Origin of the sequence: Kaistia sp. UC242_56 (assembly GCF_044452255.1) — a bacterium.
Taxonomy (GTDB): Bacteria; Pseudomonadota; Alphaproteobacteria; order Rhizobiales; family Kaistiaceae; genus Kaistia; species Kaistia defluvii_A.
This window is the reverse complement of record NZ_JBIOAN010000002.1, coordinates 72,519-97,030: the sequence shown is the minus strand read 5'-3', so window position 1 is coordinate 97,030 and position 24,512 is coordinate 72,519. Positions and strand designations below refer to the sequence as shown.

General features: G+C 65.2%; 23 protein-coding genes. 10 read left to right on the top strand and 13 right to left on the bottom strand.

Going from position 1 to position 24,512, the window contains the following annotated elements:
* The first annotated feature begins 153 nt into the window (after positions 1-153).
* Positions 154-1,101: a DUF1402 family protein gene (locus ACHMWQ_RS03210; protein ID WP_396306378.1), complete on the top strand. Its 948-nt coding sequence runs from the start codon at positions 154-156 to the stop codon at positions 1,099-1,101.
* A gap of 7 nt (positions 1,102-1,108) precedes the next feature.
* Here the strand turns inward: ACHMWQ_RS03210 and ACHMWQ_RS03205 are convergent, their stop codons facing one another.
* From ACHMWQ_RS03205 to ACHMWQ_RS03190, 4 genes are read right to left on the bottom strand one after another with little or no spacing between them, the layout of a single operon-like run.
* Positions 1,109-1,489 (bottom strand): helix-turn-helix domain-containing protein, encoded by a 381-nt coding sequence (locus ACHMWQ_RS03205; RefSeq protein ID WP_354552960.1) that lies wholly within the window; start codon positions 1,487-1,489, stop codon positions 1,109-1,111.
* A complete protein-coding gene (locus ACHMWQ_RS03200) occupies positions 1,486-2,076 on the bottom strand; it encodes a Smr/MutS family protein (RefSeq protein WP_396306377.1) in 591 nt (196 codons plus the stop codon). The genes ACHMWQ_RS03205 and ACHMWQ_RS03200 overlap by 4 nt, the downstream gene beginning before the upstream one ends.
* Positions 2,073-3,170: a murein transglycosylase A gene (locus ACHMWQ_RS03195; protein ID WP_396306376.1), complete on the bottom strand. Its 1,098-nt coding sequence runs from the start codon at positions 3,168-3,170 to the stop codon at positions 2,073-2,075. The genes ACHMWQ_RS03200 and ACHMWQ_RS03195 overlap by 4 nt, the downstream gene beginning before the upstream one ends.
* Positions 3,171-3,185: 15 nt before the next feature.
* Positions 3,186-3,908: a Tim44/TimA family putative adaptor protein gene (locus tag ACHMWQ_RS03190; protein WP_396306375.1), complete on the bottom strand. Its 723-nt coding sequence runs from the start codon at positions 3,906-3,908 to the stop codon at positions 3,186-3,188.
* 247 nt (positions 3,909-4,155) lie between these two features.
* Between ACHMWQ_RS03190 and secB the strand changes: the two genes are divergently transcribed.
* Entirely contained in the window at positions 4,156-4,641 is a 486-nt protein-coding gene (gene secB / locus ACHMWQ_RS03185; protein WP_266333873.1) for a protein-export chaperone SecB, read from the top strand.
* Between the two features lie 86 nt (positions 4,642-4,727).
* Here secB and dnaQ read toward each other — a convergent pair whose 3' ends face one another.
* From dnaQ to ACHMWQ_RS03160, 5 genes are all read right to left on the bottom strand, one after another.
* Entirely contained in the window at positions 4,728-5,447 is a 720-nt protein-coding gene (dnaQ, locus tag ACHMWQ_RS03180; protein WP_396306374.1) for a DNA polymerase III subunit epsilon, read from the bottom strand.
* A gap of 72 nt (positions 5,448-5,519) precedes the next feature.
* Entirely contained in the window at positions 5,520-6,113 is a 594-nt protein-coding gene (coaE, locus tag ACHMWQ_RS03175; protein WP_396306373.1) for a dephospho-CoA kinase, read from the bottom strand.
* Positions 6,110-6,988 (bottom strand): shikimate dehydrogenase, encoded by an 879-nt coding sequence (locus ACHMWQ_RS03170; RefSeq protein ID WP_396306372.1) that lies wholly within the window; start codon positions 6,986-6,988, stop codon positions 6,110-6,112. The genes coaE and ACHMWQ_RS03170 overlap by 4 nt, the downstream gene beginning before the upstream one ends.
* Positions 6,989-6,997: 9 nt before the next feature.
* A complete protein-coding gene (locus tag ACHMWQ_RS03165) occupies positions 6,998-7,585 on the bottom strand; it encodes a Maf family protein (protein ID WP_396309375.1) in 588 nt (195 codons plus the stop codon).
* A complete protein-coding gene (locus ACHMWQ_RS03160) occupies positions 7,585-8,454 on the bottom strand; it encodes a pyruvate, water dikinase regulatory protein (RefSeq protein WP_396306371.1) in 870 nt (289 codons plus the stop codon). The genes ACHMWQ_RS03165 and ACHMWQ_RS03160 overlap by 1 nt, the downstream gene beginning before the upstream one ends.
* Before the next feature lie 434 nt (positions 8,455-8,888).
* On the opposite strand from ACHMWQ_RS03160, the gene hemE reads away from it, so the two are divergent.
* From hemE to rho, 3 genes are all read left to right on the top strand, one after another.
* Positions 8,889-9,911 carry a uroporphyrinogen decarboxylase gene (hemE, locus tag ACHMWQ_RS03155; RefSeq protein WP_396306370.1) on the top strand — a complete coding sequence of 341 codons (1,023 nt, stop codon included), beginning with the start codon at positions 8,889-8,891 and terminating at the stop codon, positions 9,909-9,911.
* 14 nt (positions 9,912-9,925) lie between these two features.
* Positions 9,926-10,354: a protoporphyrinogen oxidase HemJ gene (hemJ, locus tag ACHMWQ_RS03150; RefSeq protein WP_396306369.1), complete on the top strand. Its 429-nt coding sequence runs from the start codon at positions 9,926-9,928 to the stop codon at positions 10,352-10,354.
* Between the two features lie 222 nt (positions 10,355-10,576).
* Positions 10,577-11,842: a transcription termination factor Rho gene (gene rho, locus ACHMWQ_RS03145; RefSeq protein WP_354552940.1), complete on the top strand. Its 1,266-nt coding sequence runs from the start codon at positions 10,577-10,579 to the stop codon at positions 11,840-11,842.
* 103 nt (positions 11,843-11,945) lie between these two features.
* On the opposite strand, the gene ACHMWQ_RS03140 is transcribed toward rho, so the two are convergent.
* Positions 11,946-13,964, bottom strand: coding sequence for a thioredoxin domain-containing protein (locus ACHMWQ_RS03140; RefSeq protein WP_396306368.1), 2,019 nt, complete (start codon positions 13,962-13,964; stop codon positions 11,946-11,948).
* An 84-nt stretch (positions 13,965-14,048) separates the two neighbouring features.
* Between ACHMWQ_RS03140 and mnmE the strand changes: the two genes are divergently transcribed.
* The 5 genes from mnmE to ACHMWQ_RS03115 all read left to right on the top strand — a co-directional run bounded on the left by mnmE (position 14,049) and on the right by ACHMWQ_RS03115 (position 19,789).
* Positions 14,049-15,377, top strand: coding sequence for a tRNA uridine-5-carboxymethylaminomethyl(34) synthesis GTPase MnmE (mnmE, locus tag ACHMWQ_RS03135; protein WP_396309374.1), 1,329 nt, complete (start codon positions 14,049-14,051; stop codon positions 15,375-15,377).
* A gap of 95 nt (positions 15,378-15,472) precedes the next feature.
* A complete protein-coding gene (mnmG, locus tag ACHMWQ_RS03130; protein ID WP_396306367.1) occupies positions 15,473-17,353 on the top strand; it encodes a tRNA uridine-5-carboxymethylaminomethyl(34) synthesis enzyme MnmG in 1,881 nt (626 codons plus the stop codon).
* The gene (rsmG, locus tag ACHMWQ_RS03125) at positions 17,350-17,985 is read left to right on the top strand and encodes a 16S rRNA (guanine(527)-N(7))-methyltransferase RsmG (RefSeq protein WP_396306366.1); all 636 of its coding nucleotides are present in this window, start codon (positions 17,350-17,352) and stop codon (positions 17,983-17,985) included. Before mnmG ends, rsmG begins: the two co-directional genes overlap by 4 nt.
* A gap of 27 nt (positions 17,986-18,012) precedes the next feature.
* Positions 18,013-18,861: a ParA family protein gene (locus ACHMWQ_RS03120; RefSeq protein WP_354552931.1), complete on the top strand. Its 849-nt coding sequence runs from the start codon at positions 18,013-18,015 to the stop codon at positions 18,859-18,861.
* A 43-nt stretch (positions 18,862-18,904) separates the two neighbouring features.
* On the top strand, positions 18,905-19,789 hold the full coding sequence (locus ACHMWQ_RS03115) for a ParB/RepB/Spo0J family partition protein (protein WP_354552930.1): 885 nt from the start codon (positions 18,905-18,907) through the stop codon (positions 19,787-19,789).
* A gap of 40 nt (positions 19,790-19,829) precedes the next feature.
* On the opposite strand, the gene holA is transcribed toward ACHMWQ_RS03115, so the two are convergent.
* From holA to leuS, 3 genes are all read right to left on the bottom strand, one after another.
* Positions 19,830-20,861, bottom strand: a complete 1,032-nt coding sequence (holA, locus tag ACHMWQ_RS03110; RefSeq protein WP_396306365.1) for a DNA polymerase III subunit delta — start codon at positions 20,859-20,861, stop codon at positions 19,830-19,832.
* A 340-nt stretch (positions 20,862-21,201) separates the two neighbouring features.
* Positions 21,202-21,774 carry an LPS assembly lipoprotein LptE gene (gene lptE / locus ACHMWQ_RS03105; RefSeq protein ID WP_396306364.1) on the bottom strand — a complete coding sequence of 191 codons (573 nt, stop codon included), beginning with the start codon at positions 21,772-21,774 and terminating at the stop codon, positions 21,202-21,204.
* On the bottom strand, positions 21,761-24,394 hold the full coding sequence (gene leuS / locus ACHMWQ_RS03100; protein ID WP_396306363.1) for a leucine--tRNA ligase: 2,634 nt from the start codon (positions 24,392-24,394) through the stop codon (positions 21,761-21,763). The genes lptE and leuS overlap by 14 nt, the downstream gene beginning before the upstream one ends.
* Positions 24,395-24,512: the final 118 nt, after the last annotated feature.

Here is a 24,512-nt window from a genome sequence, read left to right as displayed (position 1 = left end):
GACGTCGGCGGGGCCGGTTTGCCATTGGAGGGCTTTATCCGGCCACTGTGGCAGGGATGCCGTTTTCGAGCCCGGTTTTCCGATGCTATAAGGCGCGGATCGGCCGATCCGTGACGGGTGCGGTCATTCCCTCGACCGAGCGACGGATCCCCCATGCGTCTTCTGCGCAGTGCCCTGCTTGCTTCCATCGTCGTTGCGACGATCCTGCCCGCCTGGGCGCTCGTCGCCGTGCCGCCGGGCAACCGGTCGAAGGAACAGCCGGCGATCGACATGAGCTCGATCAAGCGCGCCGGCGAAACCCGCGAGAGCTTCGAGGCCAAGTACAATCGCATCTATGCGCTGCTGAAGCGCGACAAGAGCCTGATGCGGTCGATCAAGCGCGCCGCCGCCACCTATGGCGTCGACCCGGTGCACCTGATCGGCGCGATTGTCGGCGAGCACACCTACAATGTCGGCGGCCTCGACAGCGCCCAGTCCTACTACGTCAAGGCGCTGGCCTATCTCGGCACCACCGACCTCGCCTTCGGCTATCAGGGTGAATCCGTCAGCCAGTTCGTATCGCGGCCGCAGTTCGACGCCTGTGACGGGCTCAAATCCGCCTATGACCTGTGGACCTGCCGCGAAGACGTCTGGGACAAGGACTTCCGCGGCAAGAAGGTCGACGGCAAGTCGTTCCCGCGCGACCGCTTTTCGAAGGTTTTCTTCCAGCCACTCTATGCCGGTCAGACCTTCGGCCTCGGCCAGATCAATCCGCTGACCGCGCTGACGGTGACCGACATCGTGCACCGCAAGAGCGGCCTGCCCCTGCTCGACGCGGAGCGCGCGCCGCAGCTCTACCAGGCGATCATGGATCCCAACATGTCGCTCGACTACATGGCGGCGATCATCCGCCTGTCGATCGATGTCTATCGCGACACGGCCGGCGTCGACATTTCCAACAATCCCGGCATCACCTCGACGCTGTACAATGTCGGCGACGTCAAAGTGCGCGCCCGCATGCTCGCCGCCGAGCGCAAGCGCAACAAGAACGCCATGCCGCAGGAAAACTACTATGGCTGGCTGGTGAACGACCGGATCGACGATCTGCGCAAGCTGCTCTGACCGGCGCTCAGGCGCCGTCGACATGATCGCGAGCCGCCGCGTCGCGAACCGCTTTCTTGAGATCCCTCAGGGATTTGGCGCTGAGACCGCCGATCTTCGCCGCCAGCAGATGCGCCAGCTCGGTCGCCGCCGGATCGAGGCCGGCCGTGTCGACGATGACGCGCGGATGCGAGGTTTCGGCCAGCCGCTGCAGCTCCTCGGCCTCGTCCCAGATCACGTTGAAATAGGCGATGATGCGCTGGACCATGAACCAGCTCGGACTGCCGCGCCGGCCGTGCTCCAGGGCCGAGAGATAGGAACTGGAAACCCCCAGGGCCTCGGCCATCGTCTTCAGCGACAGGCCGCGCTCGTCGCGCATCGCGCGCAGACGCTGGCCGAATGGGGTCACGCCCCGCCCGCCTTGTGCACCGTCCGCTTCTTGCGGATCCGGACATAGAGCGCGCCGCCGCCGCCATGGCTGCGATGCGCCTCCTCGAAGCCGATGACGATGTTGCGCAGCCCAGGCTCCGCCAGCCATTGCGGCACGCGACGCCGCAGGATGCCGCGCTCGTTCATGCCATAGGGATCCTCGGCGCCGACCTTGCCCTTGCCGGTAATCACGATCACCAGCTTGGAACCGCGCGACTGGGCATCATGCAGGAAGCCCCGCAGCCGATCGTGCGCGTCGAGCTGAGTGAGGCCATGCAGGTCGATGCGGCCGTCGATCTCGATGGTGCCGCGCGCGACACGGGTCAGCGTGCGGCGCTCGATCGGGTGCAGCGGCGGAGGCGGGGGTGGCACGGCCTTGCCCAGCTTGCCGGTCTTGGCAGGCGTCCCCGTCCCTTTTGCAGCAACGGAGACAGAGGGTGGCGTCTCGACCACCGGCGGCGGTGGTGGCGGAATGGTATCTTCCGGCCGCAGGGGCGCTACGGTGCGCGCGACGGTGGCCCAGAGCGTCCGTTCCTCGCCGGAAAGGCTTCGCTTGCGGCGCGTCATGGAGCGCTCCGCGGCGCCAGGACGACAAAGCCGCCGGCAGCCTGCATGCGCCCCGCGATCCGGCCGGCTTCATCGCCCGAGCCGAAGAAGATATCCCCTCGCGCCGGACCGAGAATGGCCGAGCCGGTATCCTGCGCCATCATCAGGCGACGGAAGGCACCGCCCCCCTCGGCCTGCGGCAGCACCGTGTCGATCCAGACCGGCGCGTGAAACGTGTGCAGCGTGCGGTCGACGGCAAGGCTGCGCCCGGCCGTCAGCGGCACCTTGGCGGCGGCGATCGGACCCAGCGTCGAATCCTGCACCGCCGCTTCGCGGAAGAAGATGTAGGAGCGATTCTGCCAGATCATCTCGGAGGCCTGCACGGGGTGATCGGCGAGCCAGGCGCGGATCGACTGCATGCTGACGCCGCCCTTGGGCAGCGCCTGCCGGTCGAGCAGCACCTTGCCGACCGATGTATAGGCATGGCCCGACTTCGCGGCGTAGGTGACACGCAGCATCTCGCCATCCGGCAGGCGCAGGCGCGCCGCCCCCTGGATGTGCACGAACAGCGCATCGACGCGATCGGCGAGAAAAGCGAGTTCCAGCCCGCGCCCGTCCAGCGCGCCGCGGTCAATCTCGCCCCGGTCGAAGAACGGTTCGAATCCGCCCTCCGTCCGGCGGGCGAAACGCATGCCAGGCTCAAGACCGGGTGGCGGATTGTGCTCGTCGACTTCCACCAGTTCGGCCGGCGGCGCCAGGAGCGGCACGGTGAAGCCATCCGTCCGGGTTCGCGACGCGGCGACTTCCGGCTCGTAGAAGCCCGTGAAAAAGCCGCGCGCCGGTTCGGCGACAACCTTCATCGGCTGGAAATGCGTCTCGAAGAACGCCCTGGCCTCGTCGCGACCGAGTTCAGCCGGCAGGGCGGCGGCGATCCGGGCGATGCGGGCGAGGTCGGCCCCGTCTATGCCAAGCGCGCGGGTCTTCGGTTCGTGTTCGGCGGCGTAGACGGCGCTCAGACGATAGGCGCGCCAAGCCTCGGCATGATCATCGTCATGCCAGCCATCAAGCGCGCCGAACGGCACGGGCACAGGCCGGGCGTTTCCATCCGTCGACACGAGCGATTTTCCCGGTCATTCAACGGTTTCGGTGGCGACGAGCAACCAGTTCGGATCGCGGGAGGAGACATCGCGCGCAAAGGTCCAGATGTCCGTGACATCGGCGATATGCACGGGATCGCCGTCGACGATCTCGCCGGCCTTGTCGCGCGTCGCCGAGATCAGCTTGGAGACGAACTTGACGGAGACCTGGGCATTGCCGCCCTTCAGGGCCGCATCAACCATCTCGACCTTCTCGAAGCCGACGAAGTTGAACTCGACCGTCTCGCCGCGCGCTTCGCGTTCAGTGATGGCGCTGGAAAAGCCGTCGAACACTTCACGGCCGAGCAGCGGCTTCAAGGCCTTCTGGTCGCCCTTGGCGAAGGACGTGACAATCATCTCATAGGCGGTGCGCGCGCCGTCGATGAACTGCTGCGGGTCAAAGCTGCGATCGGCCGCCATGATCTCGCCGACGGCGGCGGCAAGCGGCGTGCCGGGGGTCGCGACGGCCGAGATGCGGTGGTCGACATCCTGGGCGGCAATCGTCGCGGCCGAGACATCCTCACTGGGGCGGCGGGGCAGGGTGACGACCTTGCCATCATTCGCCGCTTCCGGCTCATCCGCCTTGCGGCGGGTGAACGGATCAAAGGGGGGACGCTCATTGCCGGTACGCTGACCGAGCACGCCGCGCAGCTTGAAGAAGATCACCACCGCGAGGACGAGGAAGATCAGCGTATAGATATCGACGAAGCCGTTCATGCCGAAGGCGTCCTGTCCTATTCTGGGGTGTCCATGAGGCCGATTGCGCACGTTCGAGCGATCATAGACCCAATGTGGTAATCGTTGGGCGTCGATCCAAGTCCGTCAAGGACACAATGCCATCCGTGGCGCGCGCATGTCTCCGACGAGCTTGGTACAGCCGCTTGTATCACCGAGACGGAAGTGTTAGCGAGCCCACTTGTTAAGATCAGGCCATTCGGCCGATTGTTCCAGGGGAGCCGCCTTCATGGCCGATGACAACGAAAACGGCGCGGGTCAGCTCGCCCAGCCGAACCTTTCGATCCTGTTGCAATATGTGAAGGATTTGTCCTTCGAAAACCCCGGCGCGCCGCGCTCGCTGGGTCCGCGCCGTGCCGCGCCGCAGATCAACATCGGCATCAATGTCGGCGCCAATCCGCTGGAAGGCGACGACTACGAGATCGAGCTGCGCCTGGAAGGCCGCGCCACGGACGGTGACCAGACCCTGTTCGTCGCCGAGCTGGTCTATGCCGGCGTCTTCCGCGTCTCGAACGTGCCGCAGGAAAACCTGGCGCCGATCCTGATGATCGAATGCCCGCGCCTGCTGTTCCCCTTCGCGCGCCAGATCCTGGCCGACATGACCCGCAATGGCGGCTTCCCGCCGCTGCTGGTCGATCCCGTCGATTTCACCCAGCTCTACCGTCAGCGCCTGATGGAAATGGCCGCCGCCCAGCAGGGTTCGCGTCCGAGCTGATCGCCTCCGCGAAAGCTTGCATGAAAAAAGCTCCTGAACCGGTGGTTCAGGAGCTTTTTTATTGGGCGCTAGCTCGCGAGCCGAATTCAGGCCGGCTCGGCCTCTTGCGGCAGATAAGCGTTCCAGAGCGCGCTCTCGCCCATCTTGCCGATGAAGGCGCGATGCGCGGCCTGCTCTTCCGGCGTGACGCGGAACAGGCGCGGCACCGGGCGCTGCTGCGGCGCCGATACGATGATCAAGCCGCCATCGTCATTCACCTCGGCGACCGTATCCGGAACCAGCACGAGATCCGGCTGCCGCCCGCCGATCAGTTCGAGATAGACATCGGCCAGCAGCACGGAGTCGATGAGACCGCCATGCACGGTGCGCGAGCTGGTATCGACGCCGTAGCGCGAGCAGAGCGCGTCGAGCGTATTGGCGGCCTTGGGATGCTTGCGCCGTGCCAGGGCGAGCGTGTCGATCACCCGGTCCGGCGGAATCGGCGGCTTGCCGAGCCGGGCAAACTCGGCGTTCAGGAAGCCGATGTCGAAATTGGCGTTGTGGGCGATAAGGGTCGCGTCGCCGATGAAGTCGAGGAATTCGTCGACGACGGCGCTGAACAGCGGCTTGTCGGCGAGAAACTCGGTCGAGAGCCCGTGCACGCGAAACGCCTCGTCCGGCATTGCGCGTTCGGGATTGATGTAGACGTGATAGTGGCGGCCGGTCGGCAGATGGTTGAACAGCTCGACCGCGCCGATTTCCACCAGCCGGTCGCCCTTCAGGGGCTCAAGTCCGGTCGTTTCCGTATCGAAGACGATTTCGCGCAAAGATCTGCTCCCGTTCGATCCGCTTTTATCGCGGTGCAGGCTGGCGGCGCAAGAATTTCGCGACCGGAGACGTCAGGTCGCGGCCTTCGCCGCCAGCGCCCGCACGATGTCGGCCACGGCATGCGCCGCCGCTTCCTTGCTGCCGCCGGTATCGACGATGAAATGCGCGCGCCGCCGCTTTTCCGCATCCGGCATCTGCCGCGCGAGGATCGCCTCGAGCCGCGCCGGCGTCATGCCGGGACGCTCCAGCACCCGCGCCGCCTGGATCTCGGCCGGGGCGCTGGCGACGACGACCACGTCGACGCGCCGTTCGGCCCCGGTCTCGAGCAGCAGCGGCACGTCGACGACGAACATCGCCCGCCCCTCGCGACGCGCCGCTTCCATCCGCTCCGCTTCGACGGCCTGCACCATCGGATGCACGATCGCCTCCAGCGCCGCGAGGCCGGTCGGATCGGCGGCCAGCAGGTTCGACAGCCTGCCACGGTCGATCGTGTCGTCCAGAATCGCATCGGGAAACCGTTCGGCGACCCGCGGCACGGCGGCGCCGCGATAGAGCGCATGCACGACCGCGTCGGCATCATGCAGGACCGCGCCATGCGCGGCGAACAGCCGGGCTGTGGTCGACTTGCCCATGCCGATCGATCCGGTGACGCCGATGACGATCACGCTGCCGCACCCGCTTCGACGATGCCCATATCGGCCAGGATCAGGCGGCGCAGCTCGGGCGTGACGACCGGCCGGGGGCCGAACCAGCGTTCAAAGCCCGGAACCGCCTGGTGCAGCAGCATGCCGAGACCGTCGACCGTCTGGAGCCCGCGCGACCGCGCCGCCTTCAGCAGCGGCGTTTCGAGCGGGATGTAGACGATATCGGTGACGAGCACGTCATCGCGCGCCGCTGCGAGGTCGATGGTCAGCGGCGGCTGGCCTTCCATGCCGAGCGAGGTGGTGTTCACCAGCAATCCCGCTTGCGGCAGCAGGGCAGGGAGGTCGTTCCAGCCGGCCGGCCGGATATCCGGACCGAAACGCTCGGCCATCGCCTCGGCGCGGTCGCGAGTGCGGTTGACGACATGGATCGGCGCAAAGCCGCGCGCCTGCAGGGCCCAGATCACGGCCCTCGCGGCACCGCCCGCGCCCAGCACGATCGCCGCGCCCGGATTGGCATCGAAGCCCTGCGCCAGCTGATCGAGATTGGCAATGAAGCCCTCGGCGTCGGTGTTGGAGCCCATCAATCGGCCGTCTTCGAGCCACACCGTGTTGACCGCGCCCAACGCAGTGGCGACGGCATCGGCATGCGCAACCGAGGCGAAGGCCACTTCCTTGTGCGGGACGGTGACGTTGCAGCCGATGAACGGGCCGCCGGCGAAATTCGCGAAAAAATCCGCGGCATGTTCCGGCTCAACCGGATGGCGAACATAGTCGCCCGTGAGGCCAAGCTCCGCGAGCCAATGGCGATGGATGATCGGCGAACGCGAATGCTTGACCGGCCAGCCGATGACGCAGGCGGTCGGCACGGCAGAAGCCTGGAGCGAAGAAGGGGTCATGGCGCCTCGTCAGGACGGAAGGACGCCGCGCTGGCGCAGGATTTCGAGAAGCGGCAGCAGCGGCAGGCCGAGAATGCTGAAATAATCGCCCTCGATGGCGGAGAACAACTGGATTCCGACACCCTCGAGCAGATATGCGCCGACGGACCACAGAGCCGAATCTCCGGCCGCGTCGAGATAGCGCTCAATTTGCCCTTCATCGAGCGGCCGCATCGTGAGGCTGGCCGTGGTGACGAGTTCCCAGATGATCTCGCCGTCGGCAGCCAGAACGACGGCTGTCCGCAACCGGTGCGTTTTGCCGGCAAGCCTGGCGATCTGGCGCGCGGCGTCGGCGCGATCGGCCGGCTTGACGAAACGCTCGCCATCGAGATCGAGAACCTGGTCACCGCCCAGCACGAGCGCGCCGGGGCCATCGATCGCCAAAGCCTTGGCGCGCGCCAGAGCCAGCGCGATCTCGGTTGGCGACGCGCCGGCTGCGAGCAGCGGCGCTTCCAGCGCGCGTTCATCGATACCCGGTGACACCGCTTCGAAGGGAATACCGGCATTTCGGAGCAGCGCGAGGCGGGTCGCGCTGGTCGAAGCGAGGATCAGCTTCATCATGCGGGCTCGTCCCGGCCCACGACATCCTTGCCAAGCTTGCCGGTAGTGCCCTGCTTGCTGCGCAGAGCGAGAATGGCGGCGGCGGTTTCCTCGATCGACCGGCGCGTCACGTCGATAACCGGCCAGCCATTGCGGGCGCAGATCTTGCGCGTCGCGGCGATCTCGTTGGCAACGGCGGCGCGGTCGACATAGGGATCATCCTCGCCAAAGCTCGAATTGGAAAGCACGCGGTTCTCGCGCATCTGCACGATGCGGTCCGGCGTCGCCACCAGAGCGACGATCAGCGGTCGGGTGGCCGATTCCAGCTCGACGGGCAGGCCGATGCCCGGAACGATTGGGATGTTGGCGGTGCGCACGCCGCGATTGGCCAGGTAGATGCTGGTCGGCGTCTTCGAGGTGCGGCTGACCCCGATGATGACGATCTCGGCGAGGTCGAGATCCTCCGGCAACTGGCCATCATCATGCATCATGGTGAAGGTGAGGGCCTCGATGCGGCGGAAATAATCGCCATCCAGCGAGTGCTGCGCGCCGACCCGACCCTGGCTGGGTGCGCCGAGATAGGACTGGAATACCTGAAGCACCGGATCCAGCACGGAGAAGCACGGCACGCCAATGTCGCGGCAGCCCTGCTCCAGCATGGTCGCCATCGATCGGTCCACGAGCGTGAACAGGACGATGCCGGGTTCCTGCCCGATTTCGGCAACCAGCCTTTCGATCTGTTTCGGCGCGCGAACCATGGAATGCATGTGTTCGATCACTTCCACGCCGGGATACTGCGCCGAAGCAGCCCTACCCACGGTCAGCAACGTCTCGCCCGTGGCATCTGAAATCAGATGAAGGTGCAGGTGTCGGGCCTCGTTCTTCACACTGTAATCCCCAGGGCTGTGGACAGAACGGGGATAAACTCCCGGTCCGGTCTCGCACGCCCGTCTTTTCCCCGATGGCCGGAAAATCATCAACAGCGGCTGGGCCTGGGGACAAAGATTCAGGGCTGTCGAGGGAATTGCGCGTTAAGAAGTTATTAACCAATACCTTAACGACATATGAACAGCCGAATCCAGATAGCGAAAATTGTAGGCATCGAAAAAATCGAAAATGACTCAAGGAGATAGTGCGAAACAATCGCGCTTGCTCCCCAAATGGATTCACAGCCGGCTGGAATTGGACCTGTTTGCAGCCGGCGTCTCGGTCGCATTGTGGACAGCGCTGAATGACGGTAATCCACCGTCTAAAAAAAGAAGAAACTACAGATAGATCTCTTTCTTTGGTGATGGTGGTGCAGAACAGTTCGACGGCATTGATGACGAAGGCGCGCTTGCTGCGCGTGCTGGATGGCGAGGCCATTGCCCAGCCGCCCATGTGGCTGATGCGGCAAGCAGGGCGCTATCTGCCGGAATATCGTGCGCTGCGGACCAAGGCCGGATCCTTCCTCGATCTCTGCTACACGCCGGAGCTGGCGACGGAAGTCACGCTGCAGCCGATCCGCCGCTTCGGCTTCGATGCGGCGATCCTGTTCTCCGACATTCTCGTGATCCCGCATGCGCTCGGTCGCGATGTCCGCTTCGTCGAAGGCGAGGGCCCGCGCCTGGATCCCATCGATGTCGCCGATATCGAGCAGCTGACGACCCATGCCGTCCTCGAACGACTGGCGCCCGTGCTGGAGACCGTCAGTGCGGTTCGCCTTGAGCTGGCTCCGGACAAGGCCCTGATCGGCTTCTGCGGGGCTCCCTGGACAGTTGCGACCTACATGATCGCCGGCAAGGGGACTCCGGATCAGGCACCCTCTCGTCTTCTGGCGGCACGCGATCCGCAGGCGCTGGACCGGCTGATCGACAAGCTGGTGCAGGCGTCGATCGTCTATCTGGTGGCGCAGCTTCGCGCCGGCGCTGATGCGGTGCAAATTTTCGACAGCTGGTCGCGTGTGCTTTCGCCGGCCGGCTTCGAGCGCTGGTCGGCCGGACCGATCGCCCGGATCGTGGCCGGCGTTCGCGCCGAAATCCCGGATGCGCGCTTCATTGGGTTTCCCAAGGGCGCGGATCGCGGTCTCGTCTCGTTCGTCGAAACCACGGGGGTCAACGCGGTCGGCGTCGACTGGACCGTGCCGCTGGTAACCGTCCGCCAGGAAATCGCCGATCGCGCGGCCATCCAGGGCAATCTGGATCCGATGGTCCTGGTTGCCGGCGGAACCCGGCTCGACGATGCCGTCGATGAAATTCTCGAGGCGATGCGTGGCGCGCGACTGATTTTCAATCTTGGTCACGGAATCGTGCCACAAACGCCGATCGAGCATGTCGAGCGTCTCGTTGAACGCGTGCGACGCTAGGGCAGGGAAAGCACATGGCCTATTACGATTGGATCAAGGCGCTGCACGTTATCTCGGTGATTGCATGGATGGCGGGGATCTTCTATCTGCCGCGCCTTTTCGTCTATCACACCGGCGCGGCGGTCGGCTCCGACAAGTCCGAGACGTTCAAGGTGATGGAAGCCAAGCTGCTGCGACTGATCATGAATCCGGCGATGATCCTGACCTGGATCACCGGCCTCACCATCGTGCGGCTCGGCGGCTGGGAACAGCAGCCCTGGTTCATGGCGAAGTTCGTGCTTGTCATCGTCATGTCGGCTTTCCACATGTGGCTTGCGTCGTGCCGCAAGGCCTTCGCCGCCGATCGGAACACCCGTTCGGAGCGGGCCTATCGCCTCGCCAACGAGATTCCGACGGTACTGATGATGCTGATCGTCATCCTGGTCGTGGTCAAGCCGTTCTAGATTTCTGCGAAATTGCGACGTTTCTGCCGCTTGCCGTGGAACCGGCGAGCGATTATGGTGCGCCATCTTGTCGAAGCAGACGGATGCCGGTTGACCTGCCAGGGACGACCGAAGCATCGCGCCGGCGGGCATAGCTCCCGCCAGGCTGAAGTTCTGCCAATCCCCTTTTTCGATACTCTTCGATCCATCCTTTCCTGAATCCCAACGAGATTCACAAAACCCATGCGTGAAATGAAACTACAGGACCTCAAGGCGAAGTCCCCGACGGAGCTGCTGGCCTTCGCCGAGGAACTTGAGGTCGAGAATGCGAGCACCCTGCGCAAGCAGGAGCTGATGTTCGCGATCCTGAAGCAGCTGGCCGACAACGACGTCGAGATCGTCGGGCAGGGCGTTGTCGAAGTGCTGCAGGACGGCTTCGGCTTCCTGCGCTCGCCCGACGCCAACTATCTCGCCGGACCCGACGATATCTATGTCTCTCCCTCGCAGATCCGCCGCTTTTCGCTGCGGACCGGCGATACGGTCGAGGGCTATATCCGCAGTCCCAAGGATGGCGAGCGCTATTTCGCCCTGCTCAAGGTCTCGACGATCAATTTCGAGGACCCGGACAAGGCGCGCCACAAGGTTCACTTCGACAATCTGACGCCGCTCTACCCGAACGAGCGCTTCAAGATGGAGCTCGAGGTTCAGCACGGCAAGGACATGACGCCCCGGATCATCGATCTGGTCGCGCCGCTCGGCAAGGGCCAGCGCGCGCTCGTCACCGCGCCGCCGCGCACCGGTAAGACGGTGTTCCTGCAGAACATCGCCCATTCGATCGCCGAAAATCATCCCGAGTGCTATCTCATCGTCCTGCTGATCGATGAGCGTCCGGAAGAAGTCACGGACATGCAGCGTTCGGTGAAGGGCGAAGTCATTTCCTCGACTTTCGATGAGCCGGCCACCCGCCACGTCGCCGTCGCCGAGATGGTCATCGAAAAGGCCAAGCGCCTGGTCGAACATGGCCGCGACGTCGTCATTCTGCTGGATTCGATCACCCGCCTCGGCCGCGCCTACAACACCGTCGTGCCGTCCTCCGGCAAGGTCTTGACCGGTGGTGTCGACGCCAACGCGCTGCAGCGGCCGAAGCGCTTCTTCGGCGCCGCCCGCAATATCGAGGAAGGCGGCTCGCTGACCATCATCGCGACGGCGTTGATTGATACCGGCAGCCGCATGGACGAAGTCATCTTCGAAGAGTTCAAGGGCACCGGTAACTCGGAAATCATCCTGGACCGCAAGGTGGCCGACAAGCGGACCTTCCCGGCGATCGACATCACCCGGTCGGGCACGCGCAAGGAAGAGCTGCTGGTTCCGCCGGACGTGCTCAAGAAGATGTATGTGCTGCGCCGCATCCTCATGCCGATGGGCACGGTCGACGCGATCGAGTTCCTGCTCGACAAGCTCAAGCAGACGAAACACAACTCCGATTTCTTCGATCAGATGAACACCTGATCGATCGGTTCGCGGCTCCTCGGAGCGCGCCTTCGACACAAAAATGGCCGGGCTCTTGCCCGGCCATTTTCGTTTCCGCTGTTAGCGCCGTGGTAACCAACCGTTAGCCATCCGCGCGAAGCAGGGCGACCAGCGCGTCCGGTTCGGTGATTGGCAGCGAGCAACTCCCTTCGCGACAGACATAGGCGGTCGCCGTCCCGCCCGTCACCGTCTTGCCATGCGCCGGGTGGCTCGCCGGCAGGGCGCGATCTTCGGGCCGGACGTCGAGCACGAAAGTCGGCCGCCAGTGGTCGAGCACGGCGTGCCGGAGACTCGCGCCGTCGTCGTCGGCGGACGTCAGGATCACGATGGTCCGGACCGCGAGGCGGAGGTCGAGGCCGGAGAGCAGGCTCGCCGTGCCGAAGACGTTGCGGTTGATGAAGGGCGAGGCGCCTTCGAGCACCGCGTCGGCACGGTCGCGGTAGCGATCCTCCCCGGTCAGCGCCCAGAGCCGCACCAGGCTGTCGACGGCGAGGCCATGCGGATTGGGGGCTGCGTCGTCGATCCGCTCGGCCTTGCGCAGGATCAGCGCCTCGGCGTCGTCGGCTGTGAAGAAATAGCCGCCCTCGCCGTCGCTGTGATGCGCCTCCAACTGGTCTAGGAAGCGGATCGCCGGGTCGAGCCAGGCGGGATCCTGCGTCGCCTGATGCAGTGCGATCGCGGCCTTGGCCATGGCGGCGAGGTCGGACGAGAAGCCGGGGAACACCATCTGCCCATGCCGCGCCGCATGGCCGAGCCGCCCCTCGCGCGAGACCGATTCGGCTATGAAACGAAAAGCCTGCGCCGCGAGATCGATCCAGCCGGGCCGGTGCATCAGCATGCCGGCCGTGGCGAGGCCCGCTATGGCGTAGCCGTTCCAGTCGACCAGGATCTTGTTGTCGAGGCCGGGCCGGACCCGCATTGCGCGCCGTTCCAGCATGCGGCCGAGCAACTTGTCCATGCGCGCCTGCTGCGCGGCCTCCAGCGGCTCGGGGCTGGGCAATCGATTCGGGATCGAAACGCCTTCCCAATTGCCTTCCGGCCGGATGTCATAGTGGTCAGCAACGAAGGCGGCGTCTTCCCGACCCAGCAATTCGTCAAGCTCGTTCCGGCTCCAGACATAGAACCGGCCTTCATGGCCCTCGCTGTCGGCATCGAGGCTGGCCGAGAACGCGCCGCCGGCGGTCTTCATTTCGCGCTGCATCCAGCCGATCGTCGTCTCGACCCGGCTGCGATAGATCGCGCCGGCGCTGCTGATGCCGGAAAGCAGGCTCAACTGCTCGATCAGCAGCCCGTTGTCGGAAAGCATCTTCTCGAAATGCGGCACCAGCCAGTCGGCATCCGTGCTGTAGCGGGCGAAGCCGCCGCCGACGTGATCAAAGATGCCGCCATTGCTCATGCCGAGCAGGGCGGCGTCCACGGCGCGGGCGAAATTGCCGTTGCCGGTGCGATGGGCGCTGCGGGCGAGGTACTCGAGCGCGGCGGTGTTGGGAAATTTCGGCGCGCCCTTCGTACCGCCGCGCTCCAGATCCATGATCGACAGGATCGATCGCGCCGCCTCGTCGAGCAATGTCCGGTCGAGCGCAGGCCCGGCGCTCTCCCGGCGCGGCTGCAGATGTGCGGCGATGCGGTCGGCCTGGGCAAGGATCTCGTCGCGGTCGTCGGCATAGAAGGCCGAGATCTGCGTCAGCACGTCGGTAAAGCCGGGGCGGCCATAGCGCGATGTCTTCGGAAAATAGGTGCCGCCCCAGATCGGCTTGCCGTCCGGCGTCAGGAACATGGTCAGCGGCCAGCCGCCCTGGTCGCCCAACGCATGCAGCGCGGCCATGTAGATCTGGTCGATATCCGGCCGCTCCTCGCGATCGACCTTGATGTTGACGAACAGACGGTTCATCACCGCGGCCGTCGCCGGATCCTCGAACGATTCATGCGCCATGACATGGCACCAGTGGCAGGCGGCATAGCCGATAGACAGCAGGATCGGCACATCGCGGTCGCGCGCTTCCTGCAAGGCGGCTGCGTTCCAGCCGCGCCAGTGCACGGGATTGTCCTGATGCTGCAGCAGATAGGGGCTGGTCTCGAAGCGCAGCAGGTTTTCGGTCATGAGGCTCTCTGGCTTTCCAGGCTTCGGGGCTTCTAGGGTAGGGCGGTGCGCGCGGCGCGCCTAGGGCAACGAATTGGATTGGCAATGAGCTCCGAACGCGACGACACGATCTTCGCCCTTTCCAGCGGGGCGGCCCCTTCCGGAGTGGCCGTAATCCGGTTATCCGGCAAGGGTGTTCGATTCGGACTCGAAACGTTGATCGGCGAAGTGCCGGCGCCGCGCTTGGCGACTTTGCGCACGCTGCGTGCCCCGGAGACGGCGGAAATCCTCGATCGCGGACTCGTTCTGTTCTTCGCGGGGCCCGCGAGCTTTACTGGCGAGGATGTCGCGGAGCTGCAGGTGCATGGCGGCCGCGCGGTGATCGCCAGCGTGCTGAAGGCGTTGGGTACCCTGCAGGGATACCGCCATGCTGAGGCCGGCGAATTCACCCGCCGCGCCTTCGAGAATGGGCGGGCCGATCTGACCGAGATCGAGGGATTGGCCGATCTGGTTGCGGCCGAGACCGAGATGCAGCGTCGCCTCGCCATCCGACAAGCCGAAGGCGGTCTGCGCAAGCTCTATGAGGATTGGCGCCACCGGCTGATCCGCGCCCGCGCGCTGATCGAAGCGGGGCTCGATTTCGTCGACGAGGAAGACGTGCCCGACGATGTGATGGCGCCAGCCTGGAGCGAGGCCTCCGGCGTGGCGCGCGAAATGGCGGCCCATCTGGACGACCAGCATTTCGGCGAACGCGTGCGTGACGGCTTTGAGGTCGTGCTGCTTGGACCGCCCAATGCCGGCAAGTCGAGCCTGATGAATGCACTCGTCCGGCGCGAGGCGGCGATCGTTACGCCCGAGCCCGGCACCACGCGCGACCTGATCGAGGTCTCGCTGGATATCGCCGGGCATGCCGTGACGCTGGTCGATACCGCGGGATTGCGGGAGACCGAAAGCGTCGTCGAGCGTGAAGGCATTGCCCGGGCCCGGCGTCGGGCGGGAACGGCCGATCTGGTCCTGGCGCTTTCCGACAACGACTCCTGGACCGAAACGATTCCCGAGGGCGCTGCCTCTTTGCGGGTCCGGACCAAGATCGACCTTCTCGATTCGGACTCGAAACGAGTCTCGGGCGAAGCCGATATCCGCGTTTCCGCGCGCGATGGCTTGGGATTGGATACGCTTGTCCGCGCGATTGGTGAGGCGCTCGATCTGGTCCGGCCGATGCCGACGACGTTGATCACCCGCTCGCGCCAACGCGAGGGGATCGCTAAGTCCCTAGGCTTCCTGCAGGAGCTGGCACGGGACGGCAACCGGGCGGTCGAGGTCAAGGCGGAGCTGCTGCGTAGTGCGGCCGATGCGCTCGGGCGTGTCACCGGCAAGGTCGATGTCGAGGACCTGCTGGATGTGATCTTCGCTGAGTTCTGCATCGGTAAATAGGATCGTTTCGGGGGCGTGTTCCACGTGAAACAGTTTTCGCCTTTGACGTGGTTCCGGCGAGCGATTACGAAGACCCGATCAACAGGATCGGAAGCATGACCACCGCAGCAGATGCGAGCTTTGACGTCGTCGTGATTGGCGGCGGACACGCTGGAACCGAAGCGGCCGCCGCCTCGGCGCGGCTTGGCGCGCGCACCGCCCTCGTTACCCATTCGCGCGACACTATCGGCGTCATGTCCTGCAACCCGGCCATTGGCGGGCTCGGCAAGGGTCATCTCGTCCGCGAGGTCGATGCGCTGGATGGCCTGATGGCTCGGGTCGCCGACGCCGGCGGCATCCAGTTCCGCATGCTCAATCGGCGCAAGGGTCCGGCGGTGCGAGGGCCGCGCGCGCAGGCGGATCGCAAGCTCTATCGCGAAGCCATGCAGGCCGAGATCGCGTCGACGCCGGGTCTTACAGTTGTCGAAGGCGAGGCGGACGACCTGACCGTGATCGATGGCCGCATTGCCGGCGTGGTGTTGGCCGATGGCCGCCGCATCCCCTGCGGCGCTGTGGTCATCACCACCGGCACCTTCCTGCGCGGCCTGATTCATATTGGCGAGATCAAGATCCCGGCCGGTCGGGTTGGCGAAAAGCCGGCGATGGGGCTTTCCGCCGCGCTTGAGCGGCACGCCTTCAGCCTGGCGCGGTTGAAGACCGGCACGCCGGCGCGACTGGATGGCCGCACCATCAACTTCTCTATCCTCGAGCGGCAGTCGGGCGACGACCAGCCCGAGCCGTTCTCGACGCTGACGGCGAAGATCGAGCGGCAGCAGGTCGATTGCTTCATCACCCGGACGACCGAGGCGACGCGCGAGGTGATCCGCGCCAATCTGCATCGCTCGCCCATGTATTCCGGCCAGATCGAAAGCCGCGGTCCGCGTTACTGCCCGAGCATCGAGGACAAGATCGTCCGCTTTGCCGATCGCGAATCGCACCAGATCTTTCTGGAGCCGGAAGGCCTCGACGATCCGACGATCTATCCAAATGGCATTTCTACCTCGCTTCCCGAGGATGTGCAGAAGGCTCTCATCGCCACCATTCCCGGTCTGGAAAATGCCGTCATCCTGCGTCCTGGCTATGCGATCGAATATGATCATGTCGATCCGCGCGAGCTGACCGCGTCGCTCGAGACCAAGAAGGTCGAGGGCCTGTTCCTGGCTGGCCAGATCAACGGGACCACTGGCTATGAAGAGGCCGCAGCGCAGGGTGTCGTCGCCGGTCTGAACGCGGCGCGCCGCGCCGGCGGCCAGGATGGCGTCGGCTTCAGCCGTTCCGACAGCTATATCGGCGTGATGATCGACGATCTGATCACGCGCGGCGTCACCGAACCCTATCGCATGTTCACCTCGCGTGCCGAATACCGGCTGTCGCTGCGGGCCGACAATGCCGATCAGCGCCTGACGCCGTTCGGCCTCGCGCTCGGCGCGGTTGGCGCACGGCGTGAGGCGGCGTTCACGGCCAAGCTCGGACAGCTGTCCGAAGCACGTGAGGCTTTTGCCGAGCGCAAGCTGACGCCAAATGAGGCGGTGAAAGTCGGGCTAGGGGTCAATCAGGACGGCGTGCGTCGCTCGGCCTTCGAGCTGCTGGCCTATCCGGATATTGACGCGGCGCGGCTTGTCCAAATCTGGCCGGAACTCGGCAGCTTTGCGCCGGCCATCCTCGACCAGATCGAGGCAGACGCGAAATATGCCGTCTATTTGAATCGGCAGCAAAACGATATCGAATCGGTCAAGCGCGATGAGGCGGTAGCGCTCGACGATATCAATTACGCCAGCATTGACGGGCTCTCGAACGAATTGCGCCAGCGCCTGATCCTGGTGTGTCCGGCAACGCTTGGCCAAGCCGGGCGTATCGAAGGCATGACGCCCGCCGCTTTGGCGCTACTCCTGACCACGGCGCGTCGTCGCCCTCAAGCCATCCGGACCGTTGCATGACCGATACGATCGCGGCCGTCGAGGCCATTCTCCCCGTTTCACGTGAAACACGAGAACGGCTGGAGCGCTATGTCGCGCTGCTGCGCAAATGGCAGCCGGCCCAGAATCTCGTCTCGCCGAATACGCTGGGCCAGATCTGGACGCGACATGTCGCCGATTGCGCGCAGCTGGTGGCGATGTTTCCGGATACGCGCAAGTGGCTGGATCTGGGCAGCGGCGCGGGCCTGCCGGGACTGATCACCGGTATCCTGTTGGCCGATCAGGAGGGCGCCGTCGTCCACTGCGTCGAGGCGAATCAGCGCAAATGTGCGTTCCTCCGCACGGTGATTCGCGAGACCGGCGCCAAGGCCGTCGTGCATGAAGGGCGGATCGAATCGGTTCTGAAACAATGGAACGAGCCGGTCGAGCGCATCAGCGCCCGTGCGCTCGCCTCGTTGACGGCGCTGCTCGATCTGTCGGCGCCGGTTCTGGCCGCCGGTGCCACAGGAACCTTTCATAAAGGTGAAGATTTCGAGGGGGAACTGGCCGAAGCCTCTAAATCTTGGTCCCTCGATCTGATAAGACACAAGAGCATGATCGATGATCGCAGTTCGATCGTCGAGATTTGTCGGGCAGAGCGCCGGACCGTCTGATCGCGCGCTCCATCGAAGAGGCTGTCCATGTCCCACGCCGACACGTTTTCGCCGCCGTCGCTGCTGCCACCCTTGCCGCGCGTCATTGCGCTGGCCAATCAGAAGGGTGGCGTCGGCAAGACGACGACGGCGATCAACCTCGGCACGGCGCTGGCCGCGATCGGTGAGGAAGTGCTGATCGTCGACCTGGATCCGCAGGGCAATGCCTCGACCGGCCTGGGCATCGACCGCAAGAGCCGGTTGCGCTCGACCTATGACGTGCTGGTCGGCGAATCCTCGCTGGCCGAGATCGTGATGGAAACTGCGGTGCCGCGTTTATCGGTGGCGCCCTCGACCATGGATCTGCTCGGCGTCGAGCTGGAAATCGCAGGCCGGTCCGATCGAGCGTTCAAGCTACGCAGGGCGATCGCCAGCCACATGCAGCGGCCGGAATCGATTCGAGTCCGAAACTACACCTATGTGCTGGTGGACTGCCCGCCTTCGCTCAATCTCCTGACCATCAATGCGCTGTCGGCGGCCCATTCGATCCTGGTGCCGCTGCAGTGCGAGTTCTTCGCGCTGGAGGGGCTGAGCCAGCTGCTGCAGACGGTGGATCAGGTCAAGCACGCGCTGAACCCGGAACTGTCGATCCATGGCATCGTGCTGACCATGTTCGACAGCCGCAACAACCTCGCCAGCCAGGTCGTGGCTGATGTGCGTGCGCATATGGGCGATGCCGTCTATGACACGGTGATCCCGCGCAATGTGCGCATCTCGGAAGCGCCGTCGCATGGCAAGCCCGTGCTGCTCTACGATTTCAAGAGCACCGGCAGCCAGGCCTATCTCCGGCTCGCCTCGGAAATCATTCAACGTGAAAAGCGCCTGCGAGCAGCCTGATTTTGGCGCCGCGGCGGTTATTGGATTTGCAGGAGTGGACGCTATGAGCATGGAAGACGGATCGCGCCGCAGGCTGGGCCGTGGACTGGCCGCTCTCATCGGCGATGTCGGCCAGGAAAGCGTTGTCACGGATCGCTCGCGAAATTCGCGCCGCGTGCCGATCGAATTCCTGCGGCCCAATCCGCGCAACCCGCGCAAGGCGTTCGAGGAAGACGACCTGGCGGATCTCACCGCCTCGGTGCGCGAGAAGGGGATCATGCAGCCGATCCTCGTCCGCCCCGTTCCGGGTGGCCCGGCCGACGCTTACGAGATCATCGCCGGCGAGCGGCGATGGCGCGCGGCGCAGCGGGCCGCGCTGCACGACGTGCCGATCATCATCCACGACGTCAATGACAAGGAAGCGCTCGAGCTCGCCATCATCGAGAATGTGCAGCGCGCCGATCTCAACGCGCTCGAGGAAGCGCTGGGCTACCAGCAGCTGATCGACGAATTCGATTACAGCCAGACGGCGCTCGCGGACGTCATCGGCAAGAGCCGCCCGCATGTCGCCAATACGCTGCGGCTGCTGAAGCTGCCGCCGGCGGTGCAGACCTATCTGCGCGACGGCAAGCTGACCGCTGGCCACGCCCGCGCGCTCGTCACGGTCGACAATCCGGAAGCGGTGGCGCAGCGCATCGTCGATATGGGCCTGACGGTCCGCGACGCGGAGGCGCTGACGCAGAACGAGCCGAAGAAGGGTGGCGCCCAGCGCGCCGCCAGCAAGGCCGAGAAGGATGCCGATACTCGGGCGCTGGAAAAGCTGCTCGGCGACAGCCTCGGCCTGATGGTGACGATCGACCACAAGTCGAACGGCAGCGGCGAGCTGAAGATCCGCTACAAGTCGCTCGAACAGCTCGATGAAATCTGCCGGCTGTTGAAGCGCGAGTAGGGCTGTCCTGGCTCGTCCGATTCGATTAGCCGGCGTAGCATTATCGCCTCACGCGGGCCATCATCGCGACGGAAAGCAAGGCCTGGCCGATGACTTCGTCGGCTATGTTTGACTTGAGCCGGCTATCGAAAATCGCCCGATCGAGCCGGTCGAGCGCCGCCATCAGCCGGTCAGCCGGCCAGATGCGGAGCTGCTGTTCCAGCTTGCCCTTGCGCTGGAAGAAGATGCCGCCGGCATTGCGCTCGATCGCGGTCGAGGCCGGGACGCCGTCTTCGATCGCCGTCTTGATCCGGTGCAGCAGCTGGAAATGGCGCAGCGCCGCATTGGCGACGACGAAGGCGGCCGTGCCCGAACCCAGGATGCGCCGGAACGCCTTGTCGAGCCCGTTGGCGTCGCCGAGTGCCACGGCATCCACCGCCTCGTCGGTCGCCGAGGCACCGGCATCGCCGACGACGGCGCGCACCGCCTCCACGTCGATCGAGGCCTCCCCCAGCGCATAGAGGCAGAGCTTGGCAACCTCCGAGCGGCTGGCGAGCCGGTCGGCGCCGAGCAGGCCGCGCAGCAGCGTGCGGGCATCCGGATCCATCTTGATGCCGGTTGATTGCAGCTCGGAATCGATCATGCGATCGAGTGCCGCGTCATTGTCGGCATAGCAGGCGAGCGCCGCCGCGCCGCGCGCATTCTCGCAGAGCTTGCGCAGCCCTACGCCCTTCTTGATGTCGCCCGCCTCCAGGATGATCCAGGCATCCTGCGGCGGGTTGGCTAGCACGGCCTCGACGGCGGCCTGGATCGGCCGGTTGCCGGCGACCTTGACCCAGATGGCACGGGTGCCGCCGAACAGCGCGATGGTGTTGGCCTCGTCGGCCAGGCGGCCGGTGTCGGAGGCGATCTCGGCCGAATCGATCCGGACCAGCGCAAAGGGATCGTCGCTCTTGCCCAGGATCGTCTTGGCGAAGGCGCTGGCGCGCTCGGAGATGAGGCCCGTGTCGCTGCCATGCAGCAGGACGACGCGGATGCCCGGATCCGGCTTGCTGAGGAAGCGGTCGGCGTCCTGGGGCTTGATCTGGACCATGGTGTTGCCGTCCGGGTGGATTGCCCTCTAGGGACTATGAAGTTTAGGCAGCTTGCGTCGTGGCGCAAAGGCCTCGTGTGGCGATGGGCTGAACGCGAGTGGTCTAAGCTGCGCTCCCGGCTAACGCCGCCCTCACCTTGCCGAGGCAAGCCCCAAGCGCGGTTTCGAAAACCGAAGGCCGGCAGGTCTGCGAGGAGAGTGGCCCCAAGGCTCTGCGTCCTTCGAGACGGCTTTCTGCGAAAGCCTCCTCAGGATGTTGAGGATGGGGCTGCTGCACGGCCGCTGTAGGCCACCGTGCAGCTTTATCCCGGGAAGCCGGAGCGCGCGCTAGCCCTTGGCCTCAGCTCGCCTTGCCGCTGGCGAGTGCCGCGGCGAGGCGGAGCTGGATGTCGTCGGCGACGGATTGCGCGGCGCGGTTCTCGGCGTCGATCTTGGCCCGCTGGTTGGCGAAGGCCTGGTTCGAGCGGTCATAGGAGGCGACGCCGCGGTTGAGCGAGCGCAGGATGACCTTGCCGGTTGCGATTTCCCGGAGTTCGTAGGCGACCGTGACGGTGACCGAATAGGCCGGCGCCGTCTCGTCGCGCTCGAAGCCGAGGCGCGCATCGGCGGAGGTGACCCTGAGCGACAGCTCGTAGCGCGGCGGCGCCGGGTTGCCGCCGCCGGTGAAGCCGAAGATCAGGTTGTTGCGGACTTCCTGGCCGACGCGGTCGCTGACGTCCTCGACCTGGACGGCCGAGAGGTCGGCCGCGACATTGGGGCCGTTGGCGATGGTCATGTAGACCGGCTGCACGGTGCAGGCGGAAGCCAGCACGCCGAGCGTCAGGGCGACGAGGCCGCCCCGCACCAGCCGCGACAGGCGCCCGGCGCCCGCCGAGGCGCGCGCCAAATCCAGTCCGCGATCAGACGACGACATTGACGATCCTCTTCGGCACGATGACGATCTTGCGGGGTGCGCGGCCTTCGAGCGCCTTGATGACGCCATCGAGCGCCAGCGCAGCCGCTTCGATCTCAGTTTCCGACGCCGTCGCCGAGATTGTCAATTCGGCGCGCTTCTTGCCGTTGATCTGGATCGGCAGGACCAGCTTATCCTCGACCAGCAGCGCCGGATCAACGGTCGGCCAGGCGGCCTCGGCGGCGAGGCCCTCGCGGCCGAGCACGACCCAGAGTTCTTCGGCCAGATGCGGGATCATCGGGCCGATGGCCGCCACCAGGAACTCGGCCGCTTCGCGCAGCGCGAAGGCGAGATCCGCGGCCGGCTTGCCGCTGCCGCTTTCAACCGACTTGCGGGCCGTGCCGATGGCTTCGGCGAAGACGTTGGCAAAGCCGTGGATGCGGGCGACAGCGACGTTGAAGCGCAGCCGGTCGATGTCTTCCTCGACATGGGCGGCGAGCTTGTGCGTGGCGCGGCGCAGCGCATCGGCCTCAGGGCCGAAGGCGTCCGGCCTGGCGACGTCGCCCTCCGAAAGCTCGACCGCCTCGCCGACCAGGCGCCAGAGGCGCTGGGTGAAGCGCCAGGCGCCCTCGATACCGGCTTCCGTCCATTCGCTGTCGCGCTCGGGCGGGGTGTCGGAGAGCATGAACCAGCGGGCGCAATCGACGCCATAGGTGTCGGCGACGATCTCGGGCGGGACCACGTTCTTCTTCGACTTCGACATTTTCTCCGGCGGGCCGACCGTCACCGGTTCATCGGTGCCGACCTTGACGGACGTGCCGTCGGCGCGCTTCTCGACCTCTTCCGGGAACAGCCACTTGCCGTTCTGGTCCTTGTAGGTCTCGTGGACGATCATGCCCTGGGTGAACAGGCCCGCGAAGGGCTCCTTCACCGAGACGCGACCGGTGTGCTGCAGGGCGCGGGTAAAGAAGCGCGAATAGAGCAGGTGCAGGATCGCGTGCTCGATGCCGCCAATATACTGGTCGACGGGCAGCCAGTGATCGGCCGCTTCCTTGGAAAGCGGCGCCTCGCCGGGTGCGCTGGCGAAGCGGGCGAAATACCAGGACGAATCGACGAACGTATCCATCGTGTCCGTCTCGCGCGTCGCCGCCCCGCCGCATTGCGGGCAGGTGACGTGCTTCCAGGTCGGATGACGATCGAGCGGATTGCCGGGCTGGTCGAAGGTGACGTCGTCCGGCAGCTTGACCGGCAGATCCGCCTTCGGCACGGCGACCGGGCCGCAGCTCGGGCAATGGATGATCGGGATCGGGCAGCCCCAATAGCGCTGGCGCGAAATGCCCCAGTCGCGCAGGCGGAAATTGACCTGGCGCTTGGCCTGCGGCGCATTGCCGAGCACCTGGCTCTCCAGCCGCTGCGCCACGGCTTCCTTCGCCTCGGGAATGGTCATGCCGTTCATGAAGTCGGAACGGAACAGCGTGCCGTCATCGGTATAGGCGACGTCGCCGACCTCGAAGGTGAGCGCATCAGCGCCCTCGGGCAGGACGACGGCCTTGACCGGCAGGTCGTATTTGCGGGCGAAGTCGAGATCGCGCTGATCATGCGCCGGGCAGCCGAAGACGGCGCCGGTGCCATAATCCATCAGGATGAAGTTGGCGACATAGACGGGCAGGTACCAGCCCGGCACCAGCGGGTGCTTGGCGCGGATGCCCGTGTCGAAGCCCTTCTTCTCCTGCGTCTCGATCGCCTCGGCCGAGGTGCCAGTGCGGCCGCATTCGACGATGAAATCGGCGAGCGCCGGATTGGTCTCGGCCACCTTGGCGGCGAGCGGGTGGTTGGCAGCGATGGCGACGAAGGAGGCGCCATAGAGCGTATCGGGACGGGTCGTGTAGACCTCGATCTCGGTCTCGCCGGTCGGGGCGGAAATCGCGTCCAGGCCGAAGCGGACCATCAGGCCCTCGGAGCGGCCGATCCAGTTCTTCTGCATCAGCCGGACCTTGTCCGGCCAGCGGTCGAGTTCGTCCAAGGCGCCCAGCAGCTCCTCGCCGAACTGGGTGATCTTGAAGAACCACTGCGACAGCTTGCGCCGCTCGACCAGTGCGCCGGAGCGCCAGCCGCGACCGTCGATCACCTGCTCATTGGCGAGCACGGTGTTGTCGATCGGGTCCCAGTTGACCTCGCTCTCCTTGCGATAGACCAGATTGGCCGCGAAGAAGTCGGTGAAGATGCGCTGCTGTTCGGCGTAGTAGGAGGGATCGCAGGTGGCGATCTCGCGGCTCCAGTCGAGCGACAGGCCGAGCAGCTTCAGCTGCGCCTTCATCGTCTCGATGTTTTCATACGTCCAGATCTTCGGGTGGCTGTTGCGCTCGATGGCGGCGTTCTCGGCCGGCAGGCCGAAGGCGTCCCAGCCCATCGGGTGCAGGACGTTGAAGCCCTTCATGCGCTTGAAGCGGGCCACCACGTCGCCCATCACATAATTGCGGCCATGGCCGATATGGATGCGTCCCGACGGATAGGGGAACATTTCGAGCACGTAGTATTTCGGACGCGGATCGTCGTTCTTCGTCTCGAAAATGCTCTGTTCGGCCCAGGCACGCTGCCAGCGCGGTTCGGCATCACGAGGGTTGTAGCGTTCTATGGCCATGGTCCGTCGTCGAAAAGAGTGGGAAAAGGGCAGCTTCATGCCGCCGGAACAGGGTGCGACCTTCACCAGAAACGCGCCGCCCGGTCAACCGCTATCGGCGACGCAGGCGCGATCCCAG